At 43.1% G+C, this 18,645-nt stretch carries 14 protein-coding genes; 5 read left to right on the top strand and 9 right to left on the bottom strand.

The annotated features are described in order from the left end of the window. Positions 1 to 33 precede the first annotated feature (33 nt). Positions 34 to 924 carry an NmrA family NAD(P)-binding protein gene (locus E0F88_RS28135; protein ID WP_131961676.1) on the bottom strand — a complete coding sequence of 297 codons (891 nt, stop codon included), beginning with the start codon at positions 922 to 924 and terminating at the stop codon, positions 34 to 36. Between the two features lie 356 nt (positions 925 to 1,280). Between E0F88_RS28135 and E0F88_RS28130 the strand changes: the two genes are divergently transcribed. Continuing rightward, the gene (locus E0F88_RS28130; RefSeq protein ID WP_131961675.1) at positions 1,281 to 4,115 is read left to right on the top strand and encodes a TonB-dependent receptor; all 2,835 of its coding nucleotides are present in this window, start codon (positions 1,281 to 1,283) and stop codon (positions 4,113 to 4,115) included. Between the two features lie 73 nt (positions 4,116 to 4,188). Then, positions 4,189 to 5,247, top strand: a complete 1,059-nt coding sequence (locus tag E0F88_RS28125; protein WP_131961674.1) for a phytase — start codon at positions 4,189 to 4,191, stop codon at positions 5,245 to 5,247. Positions 5,248 to 5,335: 88 nt separating this feature from the next. Here E0F88_RS28125 and E0F88_RS28120 read toward each other — a convergent pair whose 3' ends face one another. The 7 genes from E0F88_RS28120 to E0F88_RS28090 form a co-directional block, all read right to left on the bottom strand. Then, positions 5,336 to 6,145, bottom strand: a complete 810-nt coding sequence (locus E0F88_RS28120) for a sugar phosphate isomerase/epimerase family protein (protein ID WP_131961673.1) — start codon at positions 6,143 to 6,145, stop codon at positions 5,336 to 5,338. Positions 6,146 to 6,195: 50 nt separating this feature from the next. Then, complete coding sequence (locus E0F88_RS28115; RefSeq protein ID WP_131961672.1) at positions 6,196 to 6,984, bottom strand: phytanoyl-CoA dioxygenase family protein; 789 nt, start codon at positions 6,982 to 6,984, stop codon at positions 6,196 to 6,198. Positions 6,985 to 6,994: 10 nt separating this feature from the next. Beyond that, on the bottom strand, positions 6,995 to 8,281 hold the full coding sequence (locus E0F88_RS28110; RefSeq protein WP_131961671.1) for an MFS transporter: 1,287 nt from the start codon (positions 8,279 to 8,281) through the stop codon (positions 6,995 to 6,997). Then, entirely contained in the window at positions 8,278 to 9,162 is an 885-nt protein-coding gene (locus E0F88_RS28105) for a sugar phosphate isomerase/epimerase family protein (RefSeq protein ID WP_165940175.1), read from the bottom strand. Before E0F88_RS28105 ends, E0F88_RS28110 begins: the two co-directional genes overlap by 4 nt. Positions 9,163 to 9,173: 11 nt before the next feature. Next, a complete protein-coding gene (locus tag E0F88_RS28100; RefSeq protein WP_131961669.1) occupies positions 9,174 to 10,535 on the bottom strand; it encodes a Gfo/Idh/MocA family protein in 1,362 nt (453 codons plus the stop codon). Then, complete coding sequence (locus tag E0F88_RS28095) at positions 10,532 to 11,263, bottom strand: 3-keto-disaccharide hydrolase (protein ID WP_131961668.1); 732 nt, start codon at positions 11,261 to 11,263, stop codon at positions 10,532 to 10,534. The genes E0F88_RS28100 and E0F88_RS28095 overlap by 4 nt, the downstream gene beginning before the upstream one ends. Positions 11,264 to 11,337: 74 nt before the next feature. Beyond that, a complete protein-coding gene (locus E0F88_RS28090) occupies positions 11,338 to 12,444 on the bottom strand; it encodes an endo-1,4-beta-xylanase (RefSeq protein ID WP_131961667.1) in 1,107 nt (368 codons plus the stop codon). A gap of 194 nt (positions 12,445 to 12,638) precedes the next feature. Here E0F88_RS28090 and E0F88_RS28085 point away from each other — a divergent pair, with 194 nt between their 5' ends. Both E0F88_RS28085 and E0F88_RS28080 read left to right on the top strand, forming a co-directional pair. Further along, complete coding sequence (locus E0F88_RS28085) at positions 12,639 to 14,549, top strand: DUF1800 domain-containing protein (RefSeq protein ID WP_131961666.1); 1,911 nt, start codon at positions 12,639 to 12,641, stop codon at positions 14,547 to 14,549. Positions 14,550 to 14,567: 18 nt separating this feature from the next. Next, entirely contained in the window at positions 14,568 to 15,839 is a 1,272-nt protein-coding gene (locus E0F88_RS28080) for a DUF1501 domain-containing protein (RefSeq protein ID WP_131961665.1), read from the top strand. Here the strand turns inward: E0F88_RS28080 and E0F88_RS28075 are convergent. After that, positions 15,836 to 16,480 carry an START domain-containing protein gene (locus E0F88_RS28075; RefSeq protein ID WP_131961664.1) on the bottom strand — a complete coding sequence of 215 codons (645 nt, stop codon included), beginning with the start codon at positions 16,478 to 16,480 and terminating at the stop codon, positions 15,836 to 15,838. The genes E0F88_RS28080 and E0F88_RS28075 overlap by 4 nt on opposite strands. A gap of 384 nt (positions 16,481 to 16,864) precedes the next feature. Here E0F88_RS28075 and E0F88_RS28070 point away from each other — a divergent pair, with 384 nt between their 5' ends. Further along, positions 16,865 to 18,352 carry an IMP dehydrogenase gene (locus E0F88_RS28070; protein ID WP_131961663.1) on the top strand — a complete coding sequence of 496 codons (1,488 nt, stop codon included), beginning with the start codon at positions 16,865 to 16,867 and terminating at the stop codon, positions 18,350 to 18,352. Positions 18,353 to 18,645: the final 293 nt, after the last annotated feature.

The raw sequence follows: 18,645 nt of genomic DNA, 5'->3' as shown, positions 1-18,645 counted from the left end.
TTTTTTGACAGTCTTTCAGGCAAATCTTTATGTCTATTTCCGTGCGGTCAGATATTCCTCAAGCGTTGTCCACTTAATATCCGGATAACGGTCATTATCGGGTTTATCATTTTGAACACTAAACATGGACTGAATGTATTGTCCCTGTTGCCATCTTGGATAAAGCTCCTTCTCACCATCCGGATTGGCTTCACGGGCTTTTTTTACACCAGCGGCAAAATCTTCAATGTTTCCTAAACTAGCTGTCTTATATTCTTCCCCTAAAACCTTTGCTGCAAGTTCTGCCATTTCATTTGCGCTAACCTGAAAGCTTGCGATATTTAAATTCCTGGGTGTAGAATCGTCCAGAGCAGCAGCTGCGGTAAACTCGGCCGCATTATCCATCGTGGTAAAATCAAGTTTGAAATCAGGATCTCCGAGATAACCGACCGACTTTTTCTTAAAATCAAGGAACGGAATATTGTTGTTCAAAATTTCGGCAAACGCCCCGTTAAAGATTGTTGTTGCTGCGATGGGTGATTTATCGATACGTTCGTAAAATTCGCGTCGCAGGTCAAAATTCCGGTTTTCTCCGGGAGTCAGCCTTGTGAAATCGCTGGAAAAATCAGAAGGAATAAACCTTGGAACACCTGCTTTTACCGCAGCTTCCAGTATGGCAGACTGCATATCTACAATTACATCACCCAAACCCTGCAGAGCAGATATCACACAGCTGACACCTTCACAAGCAGCTGTTAACTGTATCAGGTCCGTCATGTCCAGCTGAATAAGTTCAACACCTAATGCTTCCAGCTTTTCTACTTTGGCCGGGTCCGCATCCTGCCGAACGATGGTTCGTACGCCGGCACCTTTTTCAAGCAAAAATCTTACAATCCGTCCGCCTAAATCTCCTGTGCCGCCTGCTACTAAAATAGTCTTTTCCATAAAAATTGATTTTCAGAATGTCGTATGTATCGATGTTATTAACCTTATCAAGTCCATAGCGCAAAATGCAGGCCAGTACTTTTAAACCCGCATTACTCAGAACCAATTTTAGCATCCGGAATGTCTGTTTTTACTAAGTATGCCACTTTTCGTTTGAACTTTAATACTTATAATTTAAATAAACAAAGAAAGATTTCCATCAGACAAGTCCACATAAACCTTAAAGCAAAAATTGCAACAAGCTCATTATCAAATAAATAAATCGACAATTCTTTCATCATAACAATTTGATAACACAAAAGAAACATAAGCTTAACACGGCGAGGTGACCTTTGCAGCTGAATAAAATCAGCTTTATGAACACATCTACATCTAACAGGAAAATCTTTTTTACCTTTTGTTTTTTACTTTTTGTGACCTTTTCCTTTGCCCAAAAAGGGCTGATAACGGGGAATATCATGGATGCACAGAAGTTGTCCCTCCCGGGTGCGACACTTAAACTCACGCCGGGAAATCAATATACCATTTCGGATGTACGCGGAAAATTTGAACTCCTCAACGTTCCCGCAGGAACTTATAAACTGGAAGCAACTTATATCGGCTACCAGAATTTTTCACAGGAAGTGACCGTACAGGCAGGCCAGGTTATTTCGGTTGAAATGATCATGAAAGAAGGCAGCCTGAACATGAACGAGGTAGTGGTGATGGGTGACCGTTTGAAAGGACAGGCCAAAGCGCTCAACCAGCAGCGTAACAACGAAAACATCAGCAACATCATTTCTTCCGATCAGGTGGGTCGTTTTCCGGATGCTAATATTGGCGATGCACTTAAACGGGTTCCTGGTATCACGATGCAAAATGACCAGGGAGAAGCTCGTAATATCATCATCCGTGGACTAGCACCTGAACTTAACTCAGTTACCATGAACGGCGACCGGATACCGTCAGCGGAAGGTGACAACCGCCGTGTGCAGATGGATTTAATTCCGTCTGATATGATTTCCACTATTGAGGTAAACAAAACTTTAACCCCGGATATGGACGCAGATGCAATTGGTGGTTCGGTAAATCTGGTGACGAGGGCAGCACCGAATGGTCAGCGGATCTCGGCTACGCTGTCCAGTGGTTTTAACCCGATTCGTGGAAAAGCTTTGTACACCGGTGGATTTTTATATGCCAACAGATTTGCAAAAAACTCCATCGGGATGGTACTTGGCGGGTCTTATAACAACAATTCATATGGGTCGGATGACGTCGAAGCTTCCTGGGCAAAAGATGATTTCGGGAATGTATATATCAATGAAAGCGATGTTCGTAAATATGATGTGCAGCGTATCAGAAGAAGTTTATCCGCAGCATTTGATTTTAAGTTAGGTCAAAATCACACGATCACTGCCAACGCGATGTACAACTGGCGTGACGACCGTGAAAACCGTTACCGTTTACGCATAGATAACATTGAACCGGTGTATGACAACAATGACAAAATAACCGGCTTTGAAGGACGAATCGGACGCCAGACAAAAGGTGGAATTGACAACAGCCGCAACAAAAACACACGTTTGGAAGATCAGCGGGTGCAGAACTACTCCGTGAAAGGCGACCATTTGCTCGGCCCAAAGGTGGATTTGGACTGGTCGGTAAGTTATTCAACGGCTAGTGAGGATCGCCCAAATGAACGTTACATTGATTTTCGAAAAAGCGGAAATGCCTTGACTTACAATGGTGACAGCCGCTCGCCGATGTTCACAGCAGCAAGTCTGGATGCTTCTTCCATAGGACTGAACGAAATCAGTGAAAATCATGATTTTACAAAAGAAACGGAATTTGGCGCTAAAGTAAATGTACGTTTTCCGTTTTCGGTTATTGCCGATCAGAAGGGCAGAATTCGTGTGGGTGGTCGTTTGAGATTAAAAACGAAAGACCGTGATAATATCTTTTATGAATATTCCCCGGTTAACGAAGATGACTTCGCAACTTTGGGAACGAATCCGACTGTTAACTGGAACGATGGAAATTTCCAGGCAGGATCTCACCTGGTTCCGGGATTGTTTGCCAGCAACAAATTCCTGGGCGGTTTAAACCTGAGCAACACTTCGATTTTTGAGTCCGCTACTGTTCCGAGTGAGTTTTTAGGCGTGAATTACAATGCGAAGGAAAACATCGTTGCAGGTTATGTTCGCTGGGATCAGGATTTGAATGAAAAAATATCGATGATTCTGGGGGCAAGATTAGAAAATACTTCTATTGATTACACCGGAAACCTGATTGAAGATGAGGAGGAACTGACAGGACAGCGTACAGTGAAAAATAATTATCTGAACGTAATGCCAAACCTTTCATTTAAATACAATGCGACCGAAAATCTGATATTGCGGGCAGCAGCAACCACCGCACTTGCACGGCCTAATTACTACGCGCTGGCTCCCTACATCAGCACGATTCCGGGCGACAGGGAAATCCGGGCGGGTAATCCTGATTTGAAAGCGACCTACTCCTATAACTTCGATTTAATGGCCGAAAACTATTTTGAATCAGTAGGTTTGATTTCGGGTGGCGCATTTTACAAAAACCTGAAAAACTTTATCTACACATATCGTAATCAGCAGTATGGCTCCGCAGACTTTGCTGCCGATTTTCCAAACACAGCCAATCCGGTTGCAGCTGGCGAACAATGGGATTTTTTCCAGTCGAGAAACGGCGAAAGTGTAAATGTTTTTGGCTTTGAAGTAGCTTTCCAGCGCCAGCTTGATTTCCTTCCGGGTTTTCTTAAAAACTTTGGAATTTACACAAATTACACGTTTACGAAATCCTTTGCCAATGGTGTTTACAATGAAGATGGTGATGTAAGAAGTGATGTTACTTTGCCGGGAACTGCGCCACACATGTTCAATGCATCGTTATCGTGGGAAGATAAACGTTTTTCCGCAAGGCTGTCAGCCAATTACACCGCTGCTTACCTTGATGCACTTGGCGGAAGTGATTTTGATGATATTTATTACGACAAGCAGTTTTTCCTGGATGCAAACGCGGCATACAAAATCACCAAAAATCTGCGCGTATTTGCAGAAGCAAACAATTTGACCAACCAGCCGTTGCGTTATTACCAAAGCATTTCCTCACGGACAGTACAGGCTGAATACTACCGCCCGAGATTTAACCTTGGATTAAAATTTGACCTTACCAAATAATACCTTTGTTCTCAAATGTGACATGAGCCTGGCCGCGGCCGGGCTCATGTTTTTTAAATAAAAATTTATTAAAATGAATAAAAATATAGTTTCCTGTCTGTTTTTAGCCATTGTATTTTCCTTTTCCTCCTGCACAAAAAAAGCACTAAAAACAACCCCAGATCCGTCAGCGATTAAACCGGTAGTCATCACTGAACCTGTTAAACATGACACGGACGATCCTGCGATCTGGATCAACCCGGCCGATGCATCCAAAAGTCTGATTATCGGAACAGACAAAGACCAGGACGGGGCACTTTATGTGTTTGATTTGCAAGGCAAAATTATTCAGGATAAAGTCGTAAGAAATCTCAAACGCCCCAATAATGTTGACATTGCTTACGGACTGGTACTTAATGGAAAACCAACAGACATAGCAGTAGTTACTGAACGGGAAGCCAATAAAATCCGCATTTACAGTTTGCCGGATATGAAGGCAATTGACAACGGCGGCATCGAAGTTTTTAAAGGCGAAACAACTCAGGACCCCATGGGTATTTCGCTTTACACACGACCATCGGATAAAGCAATTTTCGCAATTGTTGGCCGTAAAACCGGTCCTGCTGACGGATACCTCTGGCAATATAAACTGGCTGATGACGGAAAAGGAAATGTTACCGGGGAGGTCGTCCGCAAATTCGGAAAGTATAGTGGCAAAAAGGAAATTGAATCCATTGCGGCTGACAATGAAAACGGCTACATTTTTTATTCAGACGAACAGGTTGGCGTCCGTAAATATTTTGCTGATCCCGACAGCAGCGGCTCCGAACTTGCATTGATAGCCAACAAAGGTTTTACCGAAGACAATGAAGGCATCTCGATTTATAAAACCGGAGAGAAATCAGGATACATTCTCGTTTCGGATCAGGGAGCCGGCAAGTTCCACATTTTCAATCGGGAAGGTACCGCCGACAACTTACATGATCATCAACTGATCAAAATAGTAAAAGTTTCAGCATTGAAAAGCGACGGGTCAGACGTTACCAGTCTTCCGCTCAATGCACAGTTTCAGAAGGGATTGTTTGTTGTGATGTCGGAGGGAAAAGTATTTCACTATTATCGTTGGGAGGATATTTTTGGAGAAGGCAAATAACTTTTTTGCCACAATAATTTCTTTGCCACGGATGCACGAATTTTCACCAATGTTATTAGCTGGTTAAATTTCCATCCGTGGCAAAACTTTATTCCGTGTATCTCTTTTTTAACAAATTCATCATATAAACATTAATTTCCCACTGATTTCCCAGCGGCAGCTGTGTGTATGGCATCACGGGCATGTATGTTGCCGGGCCAAATTCTGTGGTTACGGTTGGTGAAGTTCCGTTCTTCCGATGCGTTTCCACAACTTTGTCCCACCAGCCTAAATGAGTTTGCAGTACCTCCTCCCATTCCGGTGCTCTGGGATCATTCACCTGCGGGCCTTCTGGATGACCAACGCGGCTGTGAATGTGATCGGTATGGGCAATGGCTAAAGTTACTTCCTCCTGCTGATCGGCCAGAAGCGATTCGTGAACATTACACCAGTGTGAAATGTCCAGCGTAATCCGCGTATCGGCCAGTTGGGTCAGATATTGAAATGTAATATTTGCCGCGTAAAGACTTTTACCTCGATGTGTTTCGTGAATAATCTTTATACCCGATTCCTGAGAAAGCCTTGCTGCCAGATCAAAAAGACGCTTATTTTGGTCAAAAGAGTAATAATCCTTCCCTGTCTGGCAATTGATAAATGCAGGATTTACTTCAATCAGATTCCGGAGATGTTTCTCATAATTACCGGCATGTTCATCCAGGTTCTTTTCAAATGACTGATAATATTGTGCTACAAAATCCAGGTCGTAATTTTTAAGTGTATCGAGTATTTCCTGTTTTTCCATTTGGTCAAAAGAAAATGCCAGTTCCACACCATCATACCCAGCAGACTTTACATTTTTACAAAAAGTATCAAAAGGCAGCAGGTTACCCCAATGCGGAGCATAAAATCGGATGTTCATAAATCGTTGATAATCGTACAGTATTTTATAAAGTAGAATCGGAACCGGATTTACTTCACAAGAAAATCTGCATCATCGGAAATACTCAGCACTTCTTCTTTTAACAAATCCCCTTTAAATGGCTCTATCGGCTTGTAACTGCTTACGTGAACATCTTTGTACGGCTTATTGCTTGCCAGATTGTAGGCTGTAATAATAGACCATCGTGGTTTTTCAGACAAGTTTGCCGCCGAAGCGTGTAAGGTATTGCAATGAAAAAAAGCTGTATCTCCTGCATCCATCTCCAGATATTCGAGCTCCATAATTTTCAGGGCCTCATTGACTTTTTCCATATCCGCGCCAACCTGTTCGCCAGCAAAACCATGCTCTACCCTGCCCATCCTGTGCGAACCTTTTATCATTTGCATACAACCATTTTCTTTTGTTGCAGGGGTCAAAGCCGTCAGAGCACTAAGCATTTCGGGAAGCAAAAAACCATTGTTTTTATACCAATAACCATAATCCTGATGCCATTCCCAGGCTCCGCCCTTGCGGGGTTCTTTTTGCATTAGTTTGGAATGATAGTGTGCCGCCTTACCACCAAGTATCTGTTCAACTGCCTCAACTATCCGCTCTGAGCGAGCGAACTTACTGTACAAACTTTCATCGAGTGCATACCACAAAGCGAGTTTCGTTTTGAGGCCGGATGCATCGGTACGGTCATAACTTTTGGTACTCATGACATCATCTTCCGTTGCAATTTTATAAAGCAGATCTACTTCTTCTTTGCTAAAAAAATTACGGATCACCACGTAGCCGTCGCGGTGGTAGGTATCAAGGTCTTCCTTCGTAAATTTCATTTTTTCTTTATTAAGATTTAACAGAATCGATATCAGGAACCAGTAAATGAATAATTAAAAGGGCGAGACTGTATGTGGAAGCTGCAATTACAAAAACGCTTTTATAACTTCCCGTGGCTTCAAGCAAATGTCCGGTTGCAGAGGCCATCAGCATACCACCAACAGCACCCGACATACCGATAAATCCTACAACTGTACCTACATCCCTTTTTGAAAAAAAATCCGTGGCGAGCGTGTACATGTTTGCAGACCAGCCCGTGTGTGCTGCCATGCCGAGCCCGATCAACAAAACTGCCGGCCACAGCTGGGAAATACCCGAAACAAAATAAATGGGTATTACCAGCACTGCACAAATCAGTAACGTCGTCTTTCTGGAAGCATTTACTGACCAGCCCATTTTCAGAAACTTCGAAGAAACCCAGCCCCCACCGATGCTGCCGACATCGGCGATCAGATAAGCAGTAATTAGCGGAAGTCCTATTTTATTCAGTTCCAGTCCATAGGTCGTGTGCAGATATTTGGGCAGCCAATAAAGAAAAAACCACCAGATCGGGTCGGTCAGAAATTTACCGATTGCAATTGCCCAAACCTTCCTGGTGCTGATAATTTGCCGGATCGACAACGGCTGTCCTGAATCAAAGTCATGATCCGATTCGATTAGCGCAAGTTCAGAGGCATTTACCTGTGCATGTAAAGCTGGTTTTTTCATCATCTTCAACCAAAACAAAAGCCAGATAAAACCCAGCATTCCCGTAGCTATAAATGCCCACTGCCAGCCATAGTTTAGCGCGATAACCGGCACCAAAAGCGGTGCAACAATGGCTCCGATATTGGAACCTGAATTAAAAATACCTGTTGCCAGTGCACGCTCCTTTCTGGGAAACCATTCTGAAATCGTTTTAATCGCTGCCGGAAAATTGCCTGATTCTCCAATCCCCAAAGTCAGTCTTGCTACACCAAAGCCGGAAGCAGAACCGGCAAAGGCATGTGATATGGCCGCAAAAGACCAGATAATAATGGAAATTATATATCCTTTTTTTGTGCCAAGAAAGTCGATTAGTTTGCCCGCAAGCAGAAGGCCAATCGCGTAGGAAAACTGGAAAGCCGTAACGATGTAACCATATTCAATTTCCGACCAGCCAATTTCTGTTTGCAGCTGCGGGGCGAGAATGGCCAGAACCTGCCGGTCGATGTAATTGATTGTCGTTGCAAAAAACAGCAAGGCACAAATATACCATCGCATGGACGAAGGTTTTTGACCGGAAACGGCTTGCGGAAGTTCGGTGACCAGATTCATTTGCCGGTTTCGATTCTTACCTTGTAATCCTTCCAGGCAGCAGTTGTTATTTTTATCAGCTCCGGTTTGTCACCTTTGATGTTATAACACTGCACACCAATCGGCGCTTTAAAACCAAGATCCTTCACCAAATATTTAACCATCCCGTAAGTATCAAAACTTCCTTTCCCAAGCGGAAGAATATAATCCTCCCACACATTTTTTTGCTGGCTAAAAACGTCATTTGCCCCTGAAATAGTTATCATTTTCAGATAAGGTTTAAGTTCATTGAGGTGAGGATTCAAATCAGAACGTTCCTCAGCCGTAGTAGTCGCCAGCCAGTGACATAGATTAAAAGTAAGCCCGACATTTTTCTGATTGATCTTTTTCACAAGTTCCAAAGCATGATCGGTCCTTTCTACATAGTAGCCAAGATGCGGATAAATAGCAACCTGCAAACCCGACGCTTTCGCCCACTCACCAATTTCTCTGACGAGTTTTATAACCAGCGTATCAGCCTCACGGGACGAAGGTTTAAACTTTTTGGAATCATTTAAAATAAAGGGCGCGATGATGGTTTTGCTTCCTTTCAGCTGCTGGATGTAAAGTCTAAGTTTAGGGTCAACATGCGGTTCGTCCAGCCTGAGTTTTACATAAAAATACGAGCCCGTAAAATTGTTTTTATCGAGCGCCGCTTTCATTCCTTCAAAGCTTTCAGTCTGATTAATTTCAACACCGGCGAAACCGGCTTTTTTAATCAGTTCCACTTGTTTGTCAAATGTATTGTAAACCGAGTCTCCCCGGATGATATTATGCAGTGTAAAAAAATCGTTTGTTACCTTTTGCGTAAAACCGGTTTTTGCAGAAAAAACAAAAATCAAACACAGCAGAAGTTCTTTCATAAGTTTTAGATTTAAAGGATCCACTCTTTTCTTGCCAAAGGAGAAGCCAGTAATGCGTTGGCAGCATTGTTGCCCACAAACAGTTCCTTTGCCGGATCCCATTTGAGCTTTTCGCCAATCTGGCAAGCAATCAGACCGATCTGTGAAATCGAGATTGTTCTGTGGCCAACTTCGATCGGTTCGAGTGTTTTACGTCTGGTTTTTACTGCTTCTATAAAATCCGTTTTATCCCAAAGCGTTTGCGACAGATCCAGCTCGCCCTTCCCAGGCCTGGAAGTGAGTATCTGAGGATTACTTGCCTTGATGGTTCCCGGAAAATCCGCAACCAGAATCCAGCCATCACTTCCGGTGTATTTGATAGACGGTTTACTTGTTGGTGTTTGTTCGCAGGTGAGTTCAACGCCGTTTGCATACCGGTAGGTGACAGCAAAGTTGATCATCGAATTCCAAAGACTTCTTGGAAATTCACCTTTACCCTCTACTTCCACCGGACCGGAATATTCAGTGTTATTTGCCCACTGCGCCATGTCAAAATAATGTGCTCCCCAGTTCGCAATCATACCCTGGGCATAATTATCAACCCTCATCCAGTTCGGACGTTTTGTAATGTCGAAGGGCGTGTGCACCCGCATATCTGTATACGGTACGTAAGGCATCGGCCCGAGCCATAAATCGTAGTTAAGGTCTTTCGGCACGGGCATATCTGCCTGCGGAGCTACCGGGGTCGGATCAGACGGAAACGACACTTCAACCTTTTGCAGCTTACCGATCCGGCCGTTCCGTACGAGTTCAACAGCATGGTTTTGAGGACGTACAGAGCGAAATTCACTATCCGTCCTGTTAACAACGCCATATTTTTTTAAAGCATCTACCAATTCCCTGCCCTGATGTACGCTCATACTTAGCGGCTTTTCGCAGCTTACATGTTTGCCGGCTTTTGCAGCCATGATCCCCATCGGCACATGCCAGTAATCCGGCGTTGAGATCATGATGGCATCGATATCTTTGCGGTTTAACATTTCGCGGAAATCGGTATGTGTACCGCAGCCTTTGTACGTTCCGTTAGCACTATTCTTACCATAATGCGCCTCGATAACGGTTTTGGCTTTATTCATCCGCCAGCTGTCCACATCACTCACGGCGACCACCTGTGCATCATTCACATCAAGCAAACCGGGAACTCTTGTACCAATACTTTTCATATCAGAGCCCTGCAGATTCTGTCCGAAACCTTGCCTGCCCGTCCCGATCATACCAATCGTAATTTTGTTCGAAGGCGCATTTTTTCCAAAAACAGAAGCCGGAACAATGGTTGGCATTCCAAAGGCTGCTATCGCTAGTGATGACTTTTCTATAAAATTCCTTCGGTTCATAGTTCTTTGATTTTTATATTCCTGAAAGCGACGCTATGGCCATGATCCTGCAGGAGCACATGACCATCGGGGATCTCTGAAAAACCTTTATAGTTCTTATATTTGCTGTCTGTAACTCCGTTTTTAAAAACTGTATCTTTCCGGTTCACATCCAAAACCTTTTTACCGTCGAGCCAGTGTTCAATATGATCATTGTTTACGAGAATTCTGGAGCTATGCCAGACATCCATTCTGGCATCCGGTTTATCACCGGCTATTACATCATAAATTGAAGCGGTTTTCAGATCCTGCGGAAGTTTTTTATCCATATAAATATAATCCGCGTCATCGATCAGCTGATATTCGTAACCTGCCTGAGAACCTTTTTCCGGTTTTGGCTGGCGTTCTTCAATGAAGTACTTTACACCGGAATTTCCGCCTTTACCCAGTTTCCAGTCGAAAACCATCTCAAAATTACGGTACCTTTTCAGCGTTACAATATCTCCTGCATCTCCCGATTCTGCACCGGCAGAAAGTTCTCCCCGCAGTTCACCATCTTTAACAATCCAGCCATGTTTAGGAAATTCAGTGCTGTAAGCGCCCCGCCATCCGTTTGTGGTCTGACCGTCAAACAACAATGTCCAGCCATCTTTCTTTTCTTTTGAAGAGAGCAAATTCTGCTTTTGTGCATTAGCAGAATGTACAGTGATAAAAACTAAAATCGAGAACAGTAAGGAAGATTTATTCATTTAACGATTTAGAAAAATTCTATTAAAAATCTTTAATATTTCAATACGATATTAAAGAAGTGAATCAACAGAATTTACTTTAAACCATCAAGAAACCCATCATAAGCACGTTTTGTCTTGTACTGGCTGTCAAACAGCAATGGAAAATCCGTACAGCTGCAAAAGCCAGGTATCCAGCTGTTTGCATCACTCACACCCCACATCGTTATTCCGAATTGCTGTTTTACCGGAACAATTCTCTTGTAGGTATTTACAACAAATTTGTACTTCTCATATTGTTTTTCAAGAAGCTCGGCAGTAATAGTCAGGTCTTTTGTTTTGGCTGGGTTAACGGCGATGTCCAGTTCTGAAATATGTACCATCAAACCAGTATCCGCATATTTTTGAATCGCATTTTCAATTCCTACATTGGGCGTATTGATGTTGATGTGCATTTGTAAACCCAGACCGTGAATAGGGATCGAACGCTTTTTAAAATCCGTTACCATTTTCAAAACCGCATCCAGTTTTTTGGCATTGGTTTCCTGTCCGTATTCATTGTAAAATAGCAATGCGCCTGGATCCGCATGATGCGCATACTGAAACATGCGGGCTACATAATCCTTTCCGATCACTCCTCCGAGATTCAGCAGGGTTTGCCCCTTGTCGTCTACGGATGCCATTCTGATTTCACCAGTTGTATTGTCAAAGGCTTCGTTGACTACATCCCAGGAAGCAACCTTTCCTTTAAAATGCGTTCCGACTGTTTGAATATAGGTTTTCAAAGCCGTTTCCAGTTCTGTGGAGTCTTTGATTTGCTTCATCCAGGCTGGTGCCGTATTGGTGTACCAAACGAATGTATGAGCATGTACACGTTTTCCCTGCGCCTGGGCAACATCAATCAGATAATCTGCTTTATCAAAACTAAAAACACCTTTTTGTGCATTGATACGACTGGGCTTCATGACATTTTCGGCAGTAAAACTGCCCGCATGATCCAGTACCGTTTTTTGATAAGTCGCATTGTCCTTCATTGCCGTAGGGTCAATGGCAAAACCAACCGGAAAGGACGATGCATCTTGAAGTGTGGCCGGCTTTGCAACCTGAGATTCCCCTTTCTCGCAGGCTATAAAAATGATCAGAAAAGCAACCGTTTTTCCGGAAGTCAGTGAAAGCGAAACGATTTTTTTGAAGTATTTCATGTTAGTTTGTCGTTGAAATGAAAATGCTTAGAAATCTGTTTGTTAGATTTGAAAATAAAAGGGTCTATTCTGCAAGCTCTACTGCAATGATGCAACAGCCTCATTAAGAAATAACAACTAATTTTTCCTGACGGATTAAACCTAATCTTATTTAGCTGTCCAAGTACCATATCATTATTAATTAGGATTTATTTATGAAAGCTATTTCATGTTATGTACTAATTATTTTGGGCGGATGGATGTTTTTATCCTCTTTTCAAAACCCCGATCCGGCCAAAATATCTGCTTCAAATTTCCCCTATAAAAAAGCAGGCCTGACAGAACGGCAAGCCGCAGCGCATTTGCTGAGCCGGTTCACCTACGGAGCCACACCGGCAGAAATTGATGAAGTTGTGAAGCAGGGACTTGAAAACTGGTTTCAAAAACAGCTAATTGCAGGTTTGCCCGACGATACACTCGAAAGCCTTCTTGCCAATTATGATGCACTGAAACTTTCCAATTCAGAAGTTTTAGCCATTTATCCCAAAGCGGGACAGACACTGCGGATGGCCGTAAAAGACGGAGCAATCGACAAGGATTCTGTAAAAACAAATAAGGTGCAGTACCGTCAGGCGCTGGACATTTATATGCAGCAAAAGGGATTAAAACCGCAGCGCGAACTAACCCGCCAGTTTATTAGCCAGAAAATACTCCGTGCCGCCTATACCGAGAATCAGTTACAGGAAGTAATGACCAGTTTTTGGTTTAATCATTTTAATGTTTCACTTACCAAAAATGACTGCTCTCCTTTTATACCTGCCTATGAGCGGGATGTGATCAGGCCAAATGCGCTGGGAAATTTCAGTGTGATGTTACTTGCAACTGCAAAATCTCCTGCCATGCTTTACTATCTTGATAATTTCAGCAGTTCGGCCAATGATAAAAACACGAATTTACGCTCCCGCAAAAAAGCTGCAAATCCTGACAACCAGGGCAAAATGGATTCGCTGATGACAAAACTTCAAAAGGCAAAAAAAGAAAAGGGTTTAAATGAAAACTACGCACGTGAGGTCATGGAACTGCATACTCTTGGCGTCGATGGCGGATACACGCAGCAGGACGTAACGCAGGCAGCTCGGGTACTCACTGGCTGGACTGTTTTTCCATCTTCTGCTTACAACAGGACAAAAGGACTAAACCAAAATGAAGACCGGCTGGAAAAGCGGGGTTTTATTCATGAGGGCGACTTTTTATTCGCTGCAAACAGACACGACACTGGTAAAAAAATGGTTTTGGGTAAAAGTTACGGAACTACTGAAAATGGTTATCAGGAAGGTGTAACGTTACTTCATGAACTCGCAAATCATCAAGGAACAGCCAAATTTATTTCTAAAAAAATCGCTGTTCGTTTTGTTAGCGACAATCCTTCCCAAATGCTGATTGACCGTATGGCAAAAACATTTTTGGATCAAAATGGAGATATCAAATCAGTACTGATCACGATGGTTAACTCACCTGAATTCTGGTCGGCGGCTTCTTTGAGAGAAAAAACAAAATCACCATTTGAACTTGTTATTGGTTCCGTACGCAGTTTGAAAGCGGAAATTACCCAGCCGTATCAGCTATATAACTGGATTACCCGAATGGGTGAAAAAATGTACGCATATCAGGCACCGACCGGATTTCCCGATAGAGGTCAATACTGGATCAACACCGGCGCTTTGCTGAATAGAATGAATTTTGGCCTGGCACTTGCTTCCGGAAGAATTCCGGGAATTAAAGTAAACCTGGCAGCACTGAATAATAACCATGAGCCCGAAAGTTCCCAAGCTGCTTTAATCACATATAGCAAGCTAATCATTCCTGAACGCAACACGGAGCAAACCATTGAAAGGCTTTCACCCATGCTCAACGATCCGAAACTCACTGAAAAAGTTGATAAGGCAAGCAACGCCACCTCACCGATTGAAAAGGATCAGATGAATGTGGTTCAGATGGACCCAAAACCTGATATAAAAACACGTCGAAACAAACAGGAAGCAATGCAAAATAGCGTTGGAAGTAACGCTATGCTGGCTCAGGTTGTAGGTGTTATCATCGGCTCACCGGAATATCAAAGACGTTAACTCAAAACAGAAAAACTGATGTTATCAAGAAGAGGGTTTCTCAAATCAGGCGGACTGGCACTTTTTGGTGTTGGTTTGTCAGGCGGCATACCTGCTTTTATTGCACAAGCAGCCGCAGGTACGAACTTAGTGTTGCCTTATAAAAAGAAAAAAACGCTTGTTTGCATTTTCCAGCGCGGGGCGATGGATGGTCTGATGGCGGTGACACCTTTCACAGATACTTTTCTGAAAGAAGCACGACCGGGTCTCTTTATGTCAGCTGCGCAAAATGCATCCGGCAAACCGTTGATCGATCTCGATGGCCGGTTTGGTTTGCATCCGTCGATGAAGTCCTTTGAACCGCTGTTTCGCGAAAATCGGTTGGGGATTGTTCACGGAATTGGTTCTCCAAACACCACCCGCTCTCATTTTGATGCGCAGGATTATATGGAATCCGGTACTCCGTTTAACAAAGGAACAGCAAGCGGCTGGCTGAACCGTGCTGTCGGACTTTTAGGTCATGATACACTCACACCTTTTACAGCGGTAAGTCTTACTTCTGCGATGCCCAGGTCGTTTTATGGAGATAATCCTTCGGTGGCGATCAGCAACTTACAGGACTTTTCAATTCAGATGCGTGGCAACCAGTCAGGAGCCAATATGGCTGCGAAAAGCTTTGAAGATCTGTATGACAAAACAGCTTCCGGATTGTTGCAGGAAACCGGGAAGGAAAGTTTTGAAGCAATGAAAATGCTGAACAAAACAGATATAAAAAACTATAAACCAGCCAATAATGTCGTTTATCCGACGTCTGCACTTGGTAATTCTCTAAAACAAGTTGCGCAGCTGATAAAAATGGATGTTGGCCTTGAAGTAGCTTTTGCAGAATCGAATGGCTGGGATACGCACTTTAACCAGGGAACTGAAAACGGCGTTTTCGCAAGGAACGTTGCAGATTTAAGCAATAGCATCACAGCCTTTTGGAATGATTTGAGCAGTTACCAGGATGATGTGACCGTAATGACCATGACCGAATTTGGGCGCACCGTTCGCCAGAATGGAACCAGAGGAACCGATCACGGGAGAGCTTCATGCAATTTTATTCTTGGCAATGACATAAAAGGCGGTCTGGTTCACGGCAACGTTCAGCCGCTGGCGGTAGAAAATCTGGAAGACGGAAGAGATCTGGCCGTGACTACGGATTTCAGAAGTGTGTTCAGTGAAGTTGCAGATAAACACTTAGGCCTTAAAAACGACAAAACACTTTTTCCTGACTGGAAAGGCACAAAAATCGGAGTCATGAAAACTTAATTTGTTATAAACGGAAGTGATGCATTTTTATATTTCGGCAAAAGCAGATGTTCTTTCATAGCTTTAAAACTTTCCAAAGGTCCCTGCGCGGCAAATGCATTAACGAGCCAGGCCGGGAGAACGCCACCCGGATCAACCTGTAAGCTGTATTCCAGCTTTACATGTTCTTTGTCCAGAGGCGTTATAATCCAAAGGCCAACCGAGTGACTAATTCGGACAAGGTCTTTTTTGACCGGTACCCATCCCGGAACCGCCGGTGCATCCACTGTTATAATTTTTGTAACCGGGTCCTGGGTAACACGAATCCTCGCTACAAAATCACGGTTTTCAAGCGGCCAGGGTAAACTTACTTCCGAATAATAGTACAGTTCTGATGGTGATATTATTTTTACCAAAACACATGATTTGGTATGAAAAACCCATTGCTCAGCAACCGGGACATCCATTAGCAAAGTGACAAGCTGTGATGCGGAAGAATTTAAAACACACTCGGCTTTTATGGCCTTGATTTTGCTGTTGGCTACTTCTTTTGAATAAACCTTCGTCCCTTGCTTTTCCGTAATCAACTGCCATTTTCCTTGTCCGGCTGCCAGCGTCACCTGAAAAAGCAGGTAGAAGAAAATGGAAAAGGTTTTATACATATTGTCATTATGAAGTTAAGGACTTCAAAAGTATAGCTTTCAAACATCAGGTTGAAGATATCTCTTGTTTTTTTACCGGTCGGATGGCGAAAAAGCCATCCGACCGGTACCATCCGTAGTACAGCTTTTCGCCGTGCTTCGGATAAATAAAAAAATCAAAGGCATCTCATCATTTTTATACCCCGGCAAAATATCGGAAATTGCAGTCTTGTTAATGCAACCACTCAGATAAGTCGTTTTGCTTGATGGCAACTTGCATTTAACCGGTTTATATATTTGTTAAAATATTTTTCCCAAAAACGAATTACCTGCAGCTAATTTTAGTTACATACAGAATCGGTCGCTGATAACGACCATAAATGCCTTTACATTAAAATCAATACAATGGCCAAGTACTTAAACGAAACATCCAGGACTTTCAGCGAATTCTTATTAATACCAGGTCTGACGACGAAAGAGTGTGTTCCTGCGAAAGTTTCACTAAAAACCCCACTCACAAAATACACGAAAGGCGAAACATCTGATATAGAACTTAATGTGCCTTTTGTTTCTGCTATAATGCAGTCTGTTTCCAATGACGGCATGGCCATAGCCCTCGCTAAAAACGGCGGACTTTCCTTCATCTTCGGCTCTCAGTCAATCCAGGAGCAGGCTTCGATGATCAGCAAAGTGAAGAACCATAAATCCGGGTTTGTAATCAGTACGGCTAATCTTACTCAGGATCATGCGTTGAAAGACGTGATCGCGCTGAAAGCAAAAACAGGACACTCCACCATTGCAATTACAGACAACGGAACTGCTGAGGGAAAATTACTTGGAATCGTAACAAGCCGCGACTACCGCGTTGGAACAGATTCTCTGGATAAAAAAGTAAAGGAGTTTATGACTCCCTTTGATCATTTGATCACCGCCAAACTGGGTGCAACCCTGAAAGAGGCCAATGATCTGATCTGGGAACATAAACTGAACAGTCTTCCTGTTATTGATGAAGAAAATAATTTTAAATTCTTTGTATTCAGAAAAGATTATGACAATCATAAGGAAAACCCGCTTGAACTTACCGACAAACAAAAGAAACTGGTTGTTGGTGCGGGGATAAATACAAGGGATTATAAGGAAAGAGTTCCTGCATTGATCGAAGCCGGTGCTGATGTTCTGTGTATCGATTCTTCCGATGGATTTTCGGAATGGCAGCAGGAAACGATCCAATATATCAAAAAGGAATTTGGATCTGCTGTAAAGGTTGGCGCCGGTAACGTCGTTGACCGAGATGGATTTCTATATCTGGTAGAAGCGGGTGCGGATTTCGTTAAAGTAGGCGTAGGTGGCGGATCGATCTGTATTACAAGAGAAACCAAAGGTATAGGCCGCGGACAGGCTACTGCACTTATTGAAGTAGCAGCAGCACGTGATGAGTATTTTCAGCAAACCGGTATTTATGTACCTATCTGTTCCGATGGCGGTATTGCTCAGGATTATCACATGGTACTGGCACTTGCCATGGGCGCGGACTTCCTGATGATGGGACGTTATTTTGCAAGATTTGACGAAAGCCCGACACGCAAACTGATGGTCAACGGAAATTATGTGAAAGAATATTGGGGCGAAGGTTCCAACCGTGCCCGTAACTGGGAACGTTACGATATGGGCGATACCGACGGTCTGAAATTCGAAGAAGGTGTAGACAGCTACGTGCCTTACGCCGGTACCTTGAAAGACAATCTGGCTGTGACACTTGGTAAAATCAAATCAACCATGTGCAGCTGCGGAACAATCTCGATTGCAGAATTGAAGGAAAAAGCGAGCATCACCTTGGTTTCGTCTGTAAGTATTGTTGAAGGCGGAGCGCATGACGTGATTGTGAAGGAGTAATATTTATAGAATTTTCATTTTACAAAAACCCGCAGGAGCGTTATTGTTCCCTGCGGGTTTTCTTTTTGCTTTTCTAACCAATTTTATGAAGTTTTTCTAATTTAAAGCAACTCGAAAATCCGTCCTATACAGGAATTAATCAAAGCAGAATAAATATTGATCTGCCGGCTGGCACACCTTAACATTTTACAATTTTTACCTACATTTATAACAACCAAATGCGACTTTGCCATACTTCCTTTTGCATTTAAATATTTTAACAGAATTTTACAAAAACGGTAACTATATGAAAA

The sequence above is a fragment of the Dyadobacter psychrotolerans genome (genome assembly GCF_004349265.1).
GTDB classification, from domain to species: domain Bacteria; phylum Bacteroidota; class Bacteroidia; order Cytophagales; family Spirosomataceae; genus Dyadobacter; species Dyadobacter psychrotolerans.
Note: the sequence above shows the minus strand (reverse complement) of the source record. Positions and strands in the feature narration are given on the sequence as shown.